Origin of the sequence: Streptomyces sp. NBC_01498 (genome assembly GCF_036327775.1) — a bacterium.
Taxonomy (GTDB): domain Bacteria; phylum Actinomycetota; class Actinomycetes; order Streptomycetales; family Streptomycetaceae; genus Streptomyces.
Window position 1 is genome coordinate 3,270,326 of sequence record NZ_CP109598.1, and the last position, 13,690, is coordinate 3,284,015.

The window sequence follows — 13,690 nt, forward strand, 5'->3', positions numbered from 1 at the left end:
AGCCACATGGTGTACGGGAAGCGTTCGCGTAATCGGATCTCGGCAGCCCCGAGGGCGAGAACCAACCGGGTGCCCACGGACGGGGGGCGGGAAGCAGTCACAACCGGTACGCCCGTCGCGTGGCGTTGTCCTCGGCGGTCGCCGCTCGCAGCAGCTCGTACGGACCAGCCGGCATGACGTTCCGGGGCGCTACTTCCCATTCCTTCCCGCCGCCGGGCGGGCGGAGATGCCAGACGCCACCGACAGCGCCGCGAAACTCGCCCACCTTGTCCCGCTCGGTGTCGTGCAACAGCGTGCCCACGGCGGGTGGTTCGCGGTTCTCGGTCGCGTTCACGCGGTTTCACCTCCCCAAGCACGGAAGGTCTCGGGAAACGCGTCCCACTCGAAAGGTGCGCCGAACTCGATCAGGGCGAGCGTCAGCGCGAGGTCATCGAGCGGGCAGACGACTCCGGTTGCGGTGTCGTGCAGCTCTCGGCGGCGTAGGCGGTCGGCGTCGCTGCGTCGGTCGGTCATCGTCGTGCCCCCGAATTTGGTAGCTCGGTTGGGACACGTCGACCGTATGAAGGTGACGAACACTCAGGCCACGCGCAGAGCGCGGGAGTTTGAAGCTCTCAGCTACCAAACTCCCACGCTCCGTGGGACTTGCTCTGTTCCTCTGTGGTGTCCTACGCGACAACCCCAAGGAATGACGCCATCTCGCGCATCTCGTCAGTCAGCGTCCGCTTTCGGGACTTGAGCACGTCGGACATGACTCGTCGTGCCATCGGCTGATGCCTCATCCACTCGGCTCGGTCGTTCTTGATGTCCACCAATTCGTTCATGGCGTCTTGATGTGCCCCGAGGATCGTGTGGGCTCGGGACACGTCGAGCCGGTGACGCGCCCAGTTGGCACCCTGTGGCTTGCCGACCCGCTTAAGGCCCTCGGGCGCCAACACACCTTCTTCGGAGCGTGCGATCACTGCGCGAGCGTCGGCGGCACTGTCGCCACTGACGAGACAGTCTTCAACGGCCTTGATCGCAGCGGTAACAGGCCCGAAACCGCCCCACGTAGAGGGGAACGCCTGGTCTTCCCTGGTCATCCCTCCGGCTGCCCGCGCCACCATGCGCCGAGCTTCCTTCGCGTCGTTCGGTTGGTTGTCCCGGATCGACGCGGCAGCCGCTCGCATCCACAGTTCACCCCAGAGCCCAACGCGCCCGCTGTCGGCTTCCGTCATGCGCGGTTCCATCAGTTCGGCCGTCGTGGTGGCGAGCTGGTGGCACTCGCTGAAACGATCTTGCCTGAGCAACAACCAGCACATGCCGACCACGCCCGTTGCGGCGGTTTGCCGTTCTTCCGCCTGCCGAGCGAGCCGGATACCTTCGGCAAGCGCGTGGTACGCCATGTCGTACTGACGAACTTGCGTCAGGTACTTTCCGGCAACCAGTAGCGCGAGTGAGTGCGTAACGGTGGCGTGGCGCTTCTCGTTGCCCTCCGTCAACTGGACTGCCGCATCTGCGTTGGACAGCAGCGAGGGTAGATCCTTTGCGACCGAATCGAACTTGTCGGCCCTGTAGAGCGCATGTGTGTCAAGGATCTTGCGGCGTAGTCCCGTCAACTCCTCCCCGGTAGGGACCGACTTGTTCAAGACCCCCTCAAGACCCATCGGTGGCATGAGCGCCATCCGGAGGGGGACAAGGCTCTGTCGTGTGGTCTCGTCACCGACCACAGGGGCCGGCGAACCAGCGGTGAAGAGAGTGGATGTTGGCACGCCGAGCCCCCGCGCAATTGCGTGCAGAGTCTCGGTCAGGACGTGTCCGCCCTGCTCCACCTTTTGCACGGTGCTCACGGACAACCCGGAAGCGGCGGCCAAGCCCTCTTGGCTCATTCCACCCGTGCGCCTCAACTTTTTGACGTTCTCTCGGATGTCGGTTTCGGCTGTCATGCGGATACCTCCCTCAACCACGTTACGCCGGACGGAGTGGGCGCGCGTTCAACGGTGACTTACCCACCCATTGGGGGTCCAGCACCCCACGTCTCACCTGTCAAGACCCCGCTTAACCGGATGACCGGACGTGGCGGTCTCGGGTGGCCCGGCACGTGGAGCGACGAAGGCCCCGCCACACCTCCGGATCGGGAGGCGCAGCGGGGCTTTGATGTGGTTGAACCGTGGCCCACTATCGGGCATTCACTCCTCCGGCGGCGGGGCGTCAGCCAGCTCGCCAGGCACGGCGCCCGCGTCGACGGCCGGAAGAGGGTCAACGGCCGGCTCGTTGCCCACGGTGTCCGGGCCGCCGGGCAGGCCCCCGCCTTCCGCCCCGGGGAACGGAAGGTAGACGTCCGGGATGCCGGGTGAGTCGGGGAACAGGACGCTCCCCACGTCGTCCAGCAACTTGCCGTCTTCCTCCGCGTCCTTGAGCGGGCCGCCGTCTCCCGCCTCGACGGGCGCGCTAGCGGTGGGTCTCGGCTCAGGCCGCGCGGGCTCCTTGCCGTTTCCTCGTGGCGCGGACTTCTTGCTGTCCGGTACTGCCATGACTTCGTTCGGCGGCAGCGGAAGGAAGACAAGCGGTACGTCCAGCTCGGGGCCGATGGCGGGCGCGGGGGCGCCGGACTGCTGGACGAGCGGCATGGGGAGGGGTGGGGCTTCAGGGCTGCCGAAGGTCAGCCAGCCCAGCCCTATCGCTGCCAGCGCCGCACCGAGTGCGGCGAGGGAGAGTGAAACCGTGTGGTTCATGGTGGTGCCTCGTGCTCTGTCGTTTCTGCGCTGATATTCACACGCGTCACAGGGATGCGGAATGGAACCTTCCGTAACAGCTACGCCACAAGTGGACGATCTTGCTTGTGCAACCAGTCGCATGCGAGCCACACACCGGCGGTCGCGGGAACCAGCTGCCGCGTCTCCTTGCTGCGCACCCATTCGGCAGTGGCCACGAGCTGTCCCGTGCCCTTGTGCCGACCGAGGACACGCAAGCCGGGATACGCGGGTGCAACCGGCGAACTCAACAGCCTTGCCACTAGGCGACCTTGGGCCGCCATCACAGCGCGAGTCTCTGCGCATACCCGAATTGGCTCTTCACCCAGCAGTGGACGCAGAAATTCACACGGCAGCCACGCGCGGGCGGCGCCGGACGGGACCCAGACCGTCAGTGCGAGTGTGAACGGGTCGTCGTGCATGGCGTTTGCCCTTCGGTGCGACGCTGGGGGGCTGGAATCGGACTCTTATGTTCATCGCTTTTCAGCCACCACTTCGTCCTTCCGGCGGCTTGTCCTGGCTCATCCTTGAGGTGTACAACGCAGCGCGGCAATGTGCGCTTGTGAACTGAAGATCCAAAAAAGGGGGGCCGGCGCACCCTTGCGAGTGAGCCGGCTCCCCTGAGCCTGCGGACTACCAGCGTGCTACATGGTCCGTGCGAAGCATGGCCGTACGGAGCGGCGGGCGGTTGGGCCTCATCACGGCTTCGCTCGCCTCGATGAGCCACAGCCCCAGTTCCCGGGCCTGGGTCGCGCTGAGCTTGGCCCGGTCTCCCGGTACGGCCAGTGAGACCGCGCGGGCTTCCTTGTCGTTGTGCCAGGCGAGTACGCGGCCGGTGCCCGCGTTCAAGGTGGCCTTCGTCTCGCGAACCGTGTTGGGGGGCATGGGGTTCTCCTGGTGGTGCTGGGTGAATGGGTCTCGTCCGGTCAGGCCGGGCATCAGGCGTCCGCGAGGCAGGCCAGGAGCGCGGAGGCGTCGCCACTCGCGAGTTCGACCGTCGCGACCGTCCGGCCCGTCTTGTCCTTCAGGTGGATGTCGACTTCTGCGTCACGGCGGGTCACGTCGATGGTTCCGCCGTCGGCCGTGGTGAAGGTGGTAGTCATGGGCTCTCCCCTGGGTGGTCTCGCCCCAGGTCTGGGGAGTCGATTGCCTACGTCATGGCGCCCTTGCGAGTCAGGTTTCTAGCCATGGCTGCGGTGAGTTCGGCCGCATGCTCCGGGCTCTTCGCGGCCACCTTCACGTAGCGCCTGCCGAAGGACTTGAGACCCTTGCTCCGGGCTTCGCGTACGGCCTTCGCCGTCGTTCCCAGGTCGGCGGCAAGCTCTTCTTCGTTGGTGTTGCCGTAGAACGGGACGGGGTCGATCCCGTACGTGGCCCGGAGTACGTGCGCCTGCCCGTCGCCCATCGTGTCCAAGATCCCTTGGACGACCGCGCACTTGATCCGCCGCTCTTCGCGGGCCACATCATCGGAGGTGATCAGTTCATCCGGCACTCCGAAGGCGGGTGCGGCCGGCTCCCATGCCTCGTCGGTTCCCGCGCCGGGCAGGGGCGCGTCAAGGCTCTCGGCGCCCTGGTAGGCGAGGCGCGCCGCGTGGGCCCGGTCCGCGCTGAGACGACGTCCGGCGGGCGGGACGGTCTGGGCCAGCCTTTCGGCGAGATAGGGATCGTCCCCGGCCATTCTCAGCATGGAGAGGAACGTTTTTGCCGCGTCGGGGTCGGCACCCCGGTTCCGTTCCGCACGGGTCGAATTGAGAAGGGTGGCTTCGACGGTCGTGTACGCGAACCCGAGGAAGTCACCGGTCACCGACTCGTCAAACCTGCCGAGGGCTTCCCAGACCGCTATCCGGCCGATCTGTTCGAACTCTTCGCGGTATTCCTCGTGACGCGGACCGCTCTCCGCCATGCGTCGTGCCGCCTTCCGGGCGAGCACTGATACGCGTCCTTCTGTCGCTGCGATGACCTGGGCTATGGCCTCAAGGTCCTGGTTCTGGGCAGCTCGAACTACGGAAATTGCAAGCTCTGACACGGGTGGCTCTCCTTCGGCTCACCCGCTTTCTGGGGAGCCGATTGCCCGAAAAGGGCGGGAGCCGAGAGCGCGCAAAGTGGCCGGGGCCACACCTGTTTCAGGGCGCACGAATCCCGTGAATGGCTAAGTGAAGGCGCGTCAGATCAAGCCCCGTTCCGGGGTGCTTGACGGGGCTTGATCAGGGCCTACGTCGTCGCGTTGGTCGGTGTCCGTGCGAACACCGCTGGTGTTTTCACAGACTTAGATCCCGTGCGACGGGCGGTAGTTGTTGAGAATTCCGATGCGTGACCGCACCTCATCCGGGGTGCTCAGACCGGGCTCATTCGCTGGAATGACACGGGGCCCCCAATGCCGCCGGGCGTTATACCGCCGTTACGAGGGGGCGCGGGCCCGACCTACTCACGTGAGTAGGTCGGTTCTCGTCAGAAGTCGGCGCCGTAGAGGCTGCCCCAGCTCCTTCCTCCGATTTCGGCTTCGGCCGTGATCGGGACGCCGTACAGGTCGAAGGTCATTGCCTGTTCCACCGCGCGGGCCACATCCGCCGCGTCTTCGCGCGGAGCCGAGAGGAGCGCTTCGTCATGGATCGGGAGCTTGAGCATGTCGAGAAGCCCCGCTTCCTCGATGTTCAAGAGGGCTTGGCCCAGGCAGTCCCGCGCCACGGACTGGCACGCGTAGTTGACCACCGCGTACGTCCTGTCCCTGTCCAGCGGCAGCCGGCGGCCTGCCGCGCTGACGAAGACCATGCCGGACTCGTACGCTTCCCGCTGCCACCGGCGGGACGCACGTTTGATCTCCGGATACAGCCGGTCGTACTCCGCGAAGGCGCGGGCCATGGCCTCTTCGCTCGCTCCGGTCTGGCGGGCAGCCGTGGCCACGCCTCCGCCGTACACCTTCGAGAACCCGGCGCCCTTCATTACCTTCCGGTCCGACTCCGTTGCCCCGGCGCCCCGGACGAGCCGGGCCGTGAACCAGTGGATATCTTCCCCGGCAAGGAATCCTTCCCGCATCCGGCGCACACCCGCCAGGGCGGCAAGGACACGCATCTCCACGGCGGAGAAGTCGCACGAGACCATGACGTGCCCCGGGTCCGCCAGAAGGGCCCGGCGGATCATCTGGTCCGAGCTGGGCAGCGTCTGAAGCGCTGGCCGGGTCACACTCATTCGGCCCGTCCGCGCGGCCATGGAGTGCACGAAGGGGTGGACGCGGCCCCCGGCGTCCACGACCTCAAGGAAGGTGTCCGCGTACGACGCACGCCACTTCCCGGCCCGCTTCGAGCGGATCACCGCTTCCGCCAGGGGGTTGGGAGTGCGGGAGTTCACGCGCTCGCCCTGAAGGCTCAGGTCCGCCAGGGCGGAGAGGACGGCCTTGTCCACCTTCAGGGCGCCGCCCCCGGTGCGCTCCGTCAGGCGCTCGCCCATCCCAAGGAGCGCTTCCGCCAGAGTGCGGGTGGAGTTGACGTTCTCGACGCCGTACCGGCGAGCCACGTCCGCGAAGCGGTGTTGCTCCTCGGTGAGGGTGGCGCGCAGCTCGTGAACGTAGGTCTCGTCCAGCACCATCCCGGCGCGCTGCATGTGGGTGCAGATCCGGGCAAGCTCGTGTTCGTACTGGACGAGTTCGGGGCGCACCCCCAGGCGGTCCAGCTCCCGCGTGAGCACGGGGTCAAGGCGGGCCGTGTAGATGCAGTCCAACCCGGCGTACAGGTTGAAGACGGGGTGGTCCAGGGGGATGCCGGCCCAGCCGGTGGCCTTCGTCAGGCCCAAGCCCCTGAAGACCTGGGTCAGGTCCCCTTGCGTGTCGGGGGCGGAGGGGTCCACCCAGTACGCGGACAAGGACTTGAGGGCGGTCCCGATGCCGCCTTCCTGGGGCTGCCGGGGGTCGAGAAGACCGGCCTTGAGCCGGGTGTCAGTGGTGCGCGGTGCGAGTGATTCGAGCGGCGCCCCGGCGTGCTCGTCCAACACGGCCCAGTCGAAGGGGGCGTTGTGGATCAGGAAGCGGTCTATGCGGCGGAGGGCTGCACGGGCGGCGGACTGGAAGACGGGTCCGCGTTCCCAGTGGACGACCCAGGCGTCCCGCTCGTCTCCGAACTGCACCGTACGGAGGCGGTAACCGGGGCTGTAGATGCCCAGCCCGCTCGTCTCCGTGTCGAGCGCGACGGCGCCCCGGCGGTTGGCGCGGGCAAGCCAGGAGCTGAAGCGGGTGAGGTCTTCTCGGGTCTGCGGAACGTGGACGGTGACGATGTCCCCGGCCACCGCGTGGCGGTGGGTCTGCAAGGTATGTCTCCCCGTGAACGGGGGCAGAGCACACCCAACGCGCGCACGGACAGGGACCCACCCGGTCGTTCTGGGCGGGCCTCTGCCCGTGCTACTGCGGTTGGCCGGTCAGCTCATGAGCCGCCGGAAGGCTTCGAACGCCTGGGCGGGAACAACTCCGTTGCCCAGGGCCCTGAGTTGGTGCTTGCGGGTCAGCCCGGGTATCCCGGTGACCCAGCCGGCGCGGAGGCCCATCAGCCACTCGCACCACTGGGGAGTGAGCCGGAGGCCACCGCGCGGCCCGCGCTCCGTGGGCGGAGGCGAGGCGCGTCCGGTCAGCTCCTCCCAGCGCCTCACGGCGGGGAGGTATTCGCCCCACCATGCGGAAGGAGAACGATGACAGTCCGGAGATTCGAAGAACCCTGACGGGTCTTCGACTGGCCCGGCCCGCCCAAACCGTCGGAGGCGGTCGGAGTGGGGAAGAAGAAAACAGGCTTCGTCGGCAAGAGTTGCCGCGTGAGGCTGGCTACTGCCCCCCCCCCCCCCCGCAGAACTGATCTTCTTCAGGCGTTTGAGGGGGTGTTGGGGTCCACCGTTGGAACCGAGATTCGCCGTGGGCGTCCGCAGGAACGGCGAGGCAGAACCAACGGTCTCTGTGGTGGGGCGCTCCGACTGCGGAAGCTCGAAGGCTGATCCATTTAGCGTCATACCCGCTCGTGGCCAGCCCCGCGAGGATTTCCGGGAGCCCGCGCGTCCGGATCGCGGCGACATTTTCCAGGAACACGAGTTCCGGTCGAAGAACGCGAACGGCGTCAAGGACGTTGAACCAGATTGCTGACCTTGCATCACTCAAGCCCCCTCTTCGTCCGGCGTTGCTGATTCCCTGGCACGGGAAGCCCGCCGTGACGATGTTGATTTCTCCGATGAGGGCGGCCCAGTCGATGGTCTGGACGTCCCCGAGGTTCGGGGCGTCCGGGTACCGGGCCGCCAGGATCTGGGAGGCGTGCGGATCGTTCTCCGCGACGTAGCGCACGCGCTCCCCGGTCAGGCTCTCCACCGCGATTCCCAAGCCCCCGTAACCGGAGCACAATTCCAAAATGGGCATGGCAAGCCCACCCCCTTTGCGTGTGTGGGCCTACTTGGCGAAGATCCCGGGACCGGCCGGCGTCGCTTCGTCCACGGCCAGGCGGACGCCTACGAGCGCGATGCCCTTGTTGGTCTTCTTGCGGACAACTCCGCGCTCTTCCATCGCGCCGAAGAACGCCCGTCTCGTCCATATCTCCTTGGCGGGCAGGTTCTCCGCCGTGCACCAGTCGAGATAGGCGTTGAACGCGTCACCGCCCGGCATCGCGGCATCTTCGTGCCGCTCAAGAACGCCGGGAAAGAAGCCGCTGAGCGCGTCGGAGGTCTCCCGGTACTCCCGCGTGGCGTCCGCGATGACCGGCGGGTCCTGAAGCCCGCCCGCGTACCACTCCACGGCGCCCCGGACCGCCCAAGCGGCAATACCGGCCGCCTCCGCCATGAGCGTCCGGTCAAGGTAGGGATCACGCTCCTCCGGGGAGAACCACCGCGTGAAAGGCAGCATCTTGACCCGGCGCCACAAACCCTCATCCTGCCCCCGGAACCGGGGCTTGTGATTCGTGGAAAGGACAATGAGGAAGCTGGGCTTGAATTCGAAGAATTCCTGCCTCATGAATCGCGCGGACATCATGTCCTTGCCGGACGCGCGCTTGAGAATCGCTTCCGACATCGGCTTGCCGCTCTCACCCTCGCTCGCCATCACGAGCCGGCTGCCCCTCAGTGCCGCGATGTCGTTGGGAATACCACCGCTGGGCCGGTCCTCGAAGGTGGCGAACGCGGTTGTCTTCGTGACCGCCCGGAACACGGCGGTCAGGGTGTCGGTCGCCACACTTTTACCGTTGGCGCCCTTGCCCCAGCAGATGACGAAGCACTGTTCCGCCACGCTGCCGGTGATGCCGTACCCCACGAGCCGCCGGAAGTAGTCGCCCAACTCCGGCCTGCCTGGGAAGACTTCGGCAAGGAAGGTAAGCCACCGGGGGCACTGAGCTTCCGGCCGGTAGTCGATGTCCAGCGCGTACGTGAGCATGTCGCGCTTGTCGTGCTTCCGCAGCTCCCCGGAGCGGAGATCCACCGTGCCGTTGGCGAAGGTCAGAAGCTCCGGGTGGGCGTCGAACTCCGACGCGTCCACGTGCACGGACGGGACCGCCCGCAGCTCCCGTATCAGGGAGTCGATGTTCCGCGTCAGCGTGAAGCCCCGGGCAGTCTTCTGAAGCCGGGCCCCGGGGTCGCTCTTCGCATCCCCACCCTTCTCGGCGTGCTCCCTGCTCAGCTCAGCGGCTGCCACCGTCAGTGCCGCGCCCATGTAGTGGATGGCCTGACGGACGCGGGTGTCACTGCGCTCCCAGACCGTGCCCGACCACATGTAGAAGCCCAGCCCGGGGGCGTGCTTGATCGTGCCCCGGGTAAACGCCACGAGCGCGTGAGCGTTGAGCACGTCCGACGATCCATATTGCTCAGCGAATTCCGTCATGAGCCGGACGGCGCGGGCGGCTTCGTCCGCGTCGGGGACCAGAGCCCCGGTCGCCCCGTCCACGAGTACGTCACCCACGGGCGTGACGGGCCGGGCCGCCTTGACCGCACGGTGGAGAGCGGACGGGAAGGCGGAGGGGTCATCCTCACGCCACCGCGTCAGATCGTGACCGGCGGTGGGGATGTCCAGCTCGAACACGGAAACCCCGTGGGCGGCAAGGCCCTCCGCCAGACGCTGGGTGAACCGTGTCCCCGCGTCGTCGTGGTCACCGGCAACCAGAACGTGGGAGCCCTTGAGCCCTTCGGCCAACTCCTCTATCAGGTCCGGGCTCCCCGCCAGACTCGCGCCCCGCACAGCAACGGAGTCGTACCCCACCCCCGTGGCGGTGAGCGCGTCCCCCGGCCCCTCCGTGACGATCGTGACCCCGTAGCCACCACCACCGCGAAACACCCCGTACCCCGTCCACCGCATCCCCGGCGGGTTCATCAGGCTCAGCCACCGCCCCGGACACTGCCCCGTGAGATCCCGACCCTGAAGCCCCCGAACCGTGCCGGAGAAGTCCCTCAGCGGCACCGTCAGACGCGGGTACGCCAGAAACGAGCGGGACCGGTAGGGGAAGTGGCCGATGGCCTCCCCGTCGTCCACGCCCAGCCCGTGGTCAGCGGCCCCGTCCATGTCGATGCCGAAGCGGCCCGCTGCGTACTGGGCGGCCCGCCCGGCGGCTTCACCGTCCAGCCTCCGCAACAAGGCGGATGACTCGTCCACGTAACGGGCGAGTGCTGCCGACTCCCCGACGCCCACGAGCTGGGGCCGCACGGACGAGACGGTCAGCCCCTCCCCGCCGGAGTTGAACAGGTCCGGGAAGCTGAGCCCCACGGCACCGATCACGTCTTCGGTCAGGCAGCCGGCCCGGCACGTGACGCGGACCTTGTGATCGTCGCCGCGCCAGATCCGCAGGGACGGGCGGGAGTCGCCGTGCGCGGGGCACAGGGCGAGATAACCCCCGTCCGCCTCTTCGGTGACCTGGGAGAACCGGGCGAGTAGGTGAGTGAACAACATGTTCGGCGCCTCCTTCACCCGGTCTCTGGGGCGCCGATTGCCAGCCCTACCGAGCCGCGCGGAGGTCCGCCACGAGCTGGGCGAAGCGGGCCAGATCGGTGGTCAGGTACCAGCGGGCGGAGTCAAGACCGCGCACCGCCGGGGTGAACGCGTACCGCTCCCGCATCTCCCGTGCGGACACCCCCAGTGCCGTGCGCACCCGCGTCCACGTCCGTACGCCGAAGTGCACCCGGCCCAGCCGGACGTTGGCCCGCCGGACCTTATGGACCACCACGCCGTACGGGTAGCCCGCGTGGAACGCCTCAACGTGCGCCTGGCGGAGCCACATAGGAACCGCCGGGGACTTCACGTCCTTGCACTCAAGGACGAACGGGGCACAGTGCACGTCGCCCACGTCCCTGGCGCCCTCCTGGGCCGCCCGCCGGACGTTGAGGGCAGAGAAGACGTCCTTCACCCTGCCCGACCCGTCCACGAGCCCCAGCGCTTCGTTGAGGTAGTCCCTCACGGCGGACTCCCACGCGGTCCCGCGCGCCTTCGACGGGTTAGCCACGTGCCCACCGCGCGTCCGCGCCACGGTGCACCGCCTGGGCGACCGCGTCCACGTACCGGCCCCAGTCCCGGCGGTCTCGCGCCCCGGCCTCAAGCCACAGGGTGTCCCCCCGCCCCAGGCCGCGTACGTCCCCCAGTGCCGGAGCCGTCGCCCCGGTGATCCGAATGTCCATCCCTCTCCCCCTCATCAACCCACTCACGTGAGCAGGTTGGAAATGCCGAAGGGCCGGACAGCACCCAGTGGGGTTCCGTCCGGCCCTTCCCTGTGTTCTACGCGTCGCGCTCGCCCGTCACGTCCGGCAGGCACAACCGCGCGTGCTCGGTCGAAATCCACTCCCGCCGCAGACGCTTTCGCGGCACGAAGCCCGATTCAGTCCCTGTTGGCTGGACGAGAAGCATCGGGCGAAGGATGCCGTCCACCTTGCGGACGGTGACCTTCTCAACGATGGCGTCAGCCAGGCGGACCCTGTTCCCCTGCCGGGCCCCGTACGTGATCAGGTCACCCCGGTACAGCTCGTTGCCCGCGTAGTCGGAGACCGTCCCTCGCTTACCCATAGACGAACTCCTCTTCATCCACCCCGAAGCGCCGCCGGCGTTCATGGATCACGTGCGGGATCTCGCCCGGCTTCCACTCCCAGAGAGGCGCCTTGAGCGCCGTATCAGGCAGAGACCGAAGGAGCGTCATGAACTCACCGCTCCCCGCCTTCGCGGTCAGGAACGAGCCGGGAAGGTACCCGCCCCCCAACTCAACGCTCCTCAGCGATGGCGTCGTTGTACGCGCCCAGCACCTCAATCACCGGCTTCCGGAAGTCCACCTTGATCCCCGCGTTGTTCGTGTAGCTGACGTGTTCCAGGGTCAGGCGGCACAGCGCCTCTCCCTCGATGTCGTCAAGCGCGTCCTTCACCTCGTGGATGACCTCCGCCAGGGTCCACGCGGAAGCGATGAGCCGCCCCTTGCCCAGCTCGTAGTCATGGGCCAGACGGAAGGTGACCTTGATCGACGGGGCCGGGCCGATGCCCTGGCGGGCCGCTTCCTTGCGTTCGCTCATGAGCTTCGGACAGCCGCACGGCTCCCCCTTGCGTTCCGGCGGGGACAGGTAGCTCACTCCGTCGCACTCGTGGACCGGACCTGTGCGGCCCCAGAGGATGAGCTTGTCCTCGATGGCCTTGCTGCCCGCAAGGACGATCTCCACGGACGGTGTGTCCGTCAGGATCTGAAGATTCATCTCCCGTGCCGGGTCGTACTCCTCGACGCTCCCGCCCAGGAGCTGGGCGACCGCGTCGGCAACGGCCGGGTCGCCGGTCAGCACCCGCCAGTTGGCCAGACTGACAGGCTTTTTCTTGACCACCATGCCCGACCGGAACTGAAACACGTAGTCGTTGCTGAACTCGTGCTCCGGCTTCGGCTTCGGCCGCGCGTCCGGGTCGGTGGCGAATATCTGAAGCGCCATAAGCGCTCTCCCCCTGGGGTGTTGAGTGATCAGGGGAAAGGGCGGGGCTCTGAGCCGGCCGCACCTTCCCCCTTCACCCGTGGTCTAGGGGGCCGATTGCCCACGGCATGGGAAAGTGGGCACCGCTACTTCGCACGTCGCTGTGTGCCCGTCACGAGCTGGGCGGCAGCCTGGGCGATGGCCCGGCCGATGACCGTCTTGGACGTCTCCCGGTCCCAGACGAATATCTGACGGAGCCGCAGGAAGGTCGCGAACACGTCGGCGGAGTCGATCCGGACCGGCTTGAACGCCCACGTCTCATCCGTGATGTGGAGCACGCACGCCCCGTCGAACTCCGGCATGGGCTCGCTCACCCCCTGGGCGTCGATGATCCGGTCAGCGTGCGCGTACGCGGACATCTGAAGCGCCACGTCCGGATAGGTCGCCTTCGACGTCTTCCAGTCGGCAATCACCGTGTGCCGCTCCCCGGAACGGTCCGGGGTCGGCCTGCCGTCCGCGTCCAGCCACACGTTGAGGATGGCGTCGAAGCTCCCCGCGTACCCGTGCTGATCACTCCACGCCACGTCTTCGGCACGGACCAACTCCGGGTTCACCGCCTCAAGGAACTCCGCGAAATTGTCGCGGTACGGGATCAGGTCCGGGTGCACGCGGCCCGGGATCTCGCCCCGGATCATGCGCTCGAACAGGTCGTGCGCGTCGGAGCCCACATCCGCGCGGCGCTTCGTGTACCGCCTGGCGGCGCCCTTGAGGTAGTCAACGGCACCCTGCCGGTCCCGCTCCGCCATCTGCTGAACAAACGGCAGCGAGTCAACGGCCAGCTCCGCCACCATCTTGGCGTTCCAGAACGCGAGAAATGGTTTGGGCAACATGCTGATGACGGACGTCACCCCGGGGACCTTGACGTCAGGCTTCTCCGGATCGAAGTAGAAGCGGCTGCCGCTTCGGGTAAGGGTTCGGATCTGGCCCATGGGCCGACCCCCTTCAGGCTCGTGGTGGGTGGTCACCACGGGTCTGGGGTGCGCATTGCCCCGCTCACACAAGACGGGCTCACTGTCCGGTCAAGGCCGATGTCAGAG

The 13,690-nt window shown here is 67.3% G+C and carries 16 protein-coding genes; all 16 read right to left on the reverse strand.

Translation table 11 applies throughout. The annotated features are described in order from the left end of the window. Positions 1 to 97: 97 nt before the first annotated feature. Positions 98 to 334, reverse strand: a complete 237-nt coding sequence (locus OG875_RS13820; protein ID WP_330174523.1) for a hypothetical protein — start codon at positions 332 to 334, stop codon at positions 98 to 100. Next, positions 331 to 513, reverse strand: coding sequence for a hypothetical protein (locus OG875_RS13825; RefSeq protein WP_330174524.1), 183 nt, complete (start codon positions 511 to 513; stop codon positions 331 to 333). The genes OG875_RS13820 and OG875_RS13825 overlap by 4 nt, the downstream gene beginning before the upstream one ends. A gap of 152 nt (positions 514 to 665) precedes the next feature. Continuing rightward, on the reverse strand, positions 666 to 1,922 hold the full coding sequence (locus OG875_RS13830; RefSeq protein ID WP_330174525.1) for a helix-turn-helix domain-containing protein: 1,257 nt from the start codon (positions 1,920 to 1,922) through the stop codon (positions 666 to 668). A gap of 243 nt (positions 1,923 to 2,165) precedes the next feature. Then, positions 2,166 to 2,711, reverse strand: a complete 546-nt coding sequence (locus OG875_RS13835) for a hypothetical protein (protein WP_330174526.1) — start codon at positions 2,709 to 2,711, stop codon at positions 2,166 to 2,168. A gap of 651 nt (positions 2,712 to 3,362) precedes the next feature. Then, the gene (locus tag OG875_RS13840; protein ID WP_330174527.1) at positions 3,363 to 3,614 is read right to left on the reverse strand and encodes a hypothetical protein; all 252 of its coding nucleotides are present in this window, start codon (positions 3,612 to 3,614) and stop codon (positions 3,363 to 3,365) included. A 53-nt stretch (positions 3,615 to 3,667) separates the two neighbouring features. Further along, the gene (locus OG875_RS13845; RefSeq protein ID WP_330174528.1) at positions 3,668 to 3,832 is read right to left on the reverse strand and encodes a hypothetical protein; all 165 of its coding nucleotides are present in this window, start codon (positions 3,830 to 3,832) and stop codon (positions 3,668 to 3,670) included. Between the two features lie 47 nt (positions 3,833 to 3,879). Continuing rightward, complete coding sequence (locus OG875_RS13850) at positions 3,880 to 4,632, reverse strand: hypothetical protein (RefSeq protein WP_330174529.1); 753 nt, start codon at positions 4,630 to 4,632, stop codon at positions 3,880 to 3,882. A 545-nt stretch (positions 4,633 to 5,177) separates the two neighbouring features. Then, positions 5,178 to 7,025, reverse strand: coding sequence for a DNA polymerase (locus OG875_RS13855; protein ID WP_330174530.1), 1,848 nt, complete (start codon positions 7,023 to 7,025; stop codon positions 5,178 to 5,180). Positions 7,026 to 7,133: 108 nt separating this feature from the next. Then, a complete protein-coding gene (locus OG875_RS13860) occupies positions 7,134 to 7,361 on the reverse strand; it encodes a hypothetical protein (RefSeq protein WP_330174531.1) in 228 nt (75 codons plus the stop codon). A gap of 169 nt (positions 7,362 to 7,530) precedes the next feature. After that, entirely contained in the window at positions 7,531 to 8,109 is a 579-nt protein-coding gene (locus OG875_RS13865) for a DNA cytosine methyltransferase (RefSeq protein WP_330174532.1), read from the reverse strand. 30 nt (positions 8,110 to 8,139) lie between these two features. Next, positions 8,140 to 10,614 carry a phage/plasmid primase, P4 family gene (locus tag OG875_RS13870; protein WP_330174533.1) on the reverse strand — a complete coding sequence of 825 codons (2,475 nt, stop codon included), beginning with the start codon at positions 10,612 to 10,614 and terminating at the stop codon, positions 8,140 to 8,142. 46 nt (positions 10,615 to 10,660) lie between these two features. Beyond that, positions 10,661 to 11,119, reverse strand: a complete 459-nt coding sequence (locus OG875_RS13875) for a hypothetical protein (RefSeq protein ID WP_330174534.1) — start codon at positions 11,117 to 11,119, stop codon at positions 10,661 to 10,663. Between the two features lie 37 nt (positions 11,120 to 11,156). Next, positions 11,157 to 11,336, reverse strand: a complete 180-nt coding sequence (locus OG875_RS13880) for a hypothetical protein (protein WP_330174535.1) — start codon at positions 11,334 to 11,336, stop codon at positions 11,157 to 11,159. 97 nt (positions 11,337 to 11,433) lie between these two features. Next, positions 11,434 to 11,718 (reverse strand): hypothetical protein, encoded by a 285-nt coding sequence (locus OG875_RS13885; RefSeq protein ID WP_330174536.1) that lies wholly within the window; start codon positions 11,716 to 11,718, stop codon positions 11,434 to 11,436. A 191-nt stretch (positions 11,719 to 11,909) separates the two neighbouring features. Beyond that, entirely contained in the window at positions 11,910 to 12,614 is a 705-nt protein-coding gene (locus tag OG875_RS13890) for a hypothetical protein (RefSeq protein WP_330174537.1), read from the reverse strand. A gap of 125 nt (positions 12,615 to 12,739) precedes the next feature. Then, positions 12,740 to 13,582, reverse strand: coding sequence for a hypothetical protein (locus tag OG875_RS13895; RefSeq protein WP_330174538.1), 843 nt, complete (start codon positions 13,580 to 13,582; stop codon positions 12,740 to 12,742). Between the last annotated feature and the right edge of the window lie 108 nt (positions 13,583 to 13,690).

Excerpts from the sequence above, each read along its gene's own strand:
- OG875_RS13825 (WP_330174524.1), bottom strand. The coding sequence starts at position 513 with ATGACCGACCGACGCAGCGACGCCGACCGCCTACGCCGCCGAGAGCTG.
- OG875_RS13830 (WP_330174525.1), bottom strand. The coding sequence starts at position 1,922 with ATGACAGCCGAAACCGACATCCGAGAGAACGTCAAAAAGTTGAGGCGC.
- OG875_RS13835 (WP_330174526.1), bottom strand. The coding sequence starts at position 2,711 with ATGAACCACACGGTTTCACTCTCCCTCGCCGCACTCGGTGCGGCGCTG.
- OG875_RS13840 (WP_330174527.1), bottom strand. The coding sequence starts at position 3,614 with ATGCCCCCCAACACGGTTCGCGAGACGAAGGCCACCTTGAACGCGGGC.
- OG875_RS13845 (WP_330174528.1), bottom strand. The coding sequence starts at position 3,832 with ATGACTACCACCTTCACCACGGCCGACGGCGGAACCATCGACGTGACC.
- OG875_RS13850 (WP_330174529.1), bottom strand. The coding sequence starts at position 4,632 with ATGGCGGAGAGCGGTCCGCGTCACGAGGAATACCGCGAAGAGTTCGAA.
- OG875_RS13865 (WP_330174532.1), bottom strand. The coding sequence starts at position 8,109 with ATGCCCATTTTGGAATTGTGCTCCGGTTACGGGGGCTTGGGAATCGCG.
- OG875_RS13870 (WP_330174533.1), bottom strand. The coding sequence starts at position 10,614 with ATGTTGTTCACTCACCTACTCGCCCGGTTCTCCCAGGTCACCGAAGAG.
- OG875_RS13880 (WP_330174535.1), bottom strand. The coding sequence starts at position 11,336 with ATGGACATTCGGATCACCGGGGCGACGGCTCCGGCACTGGGGGACGTA.
- OG875_RS13885 (WP_330174536.1), bottom strand. The coding sequence starts at position 11,718 with ATGGGTAAGCGAGGGACGGTCTCCGACTACGCGGGCAACGAGCTGTAC.
- OG875_RS13890 (WP_330174537.1), bottom strand. The coding sequence starts at position 12,614 with ATGGCGCTTCAGATATTCGCCACCGACCCGGACGCGCGGCCGAAGCCG.
- OG875_RS13895 (WP_330174538.1), bottom strand. The coding sequence starts at position 13,582 with ATGGGCCAGATCCGAACCCTTACCCGAAGCGGCAGCCGCTTCTACTTC.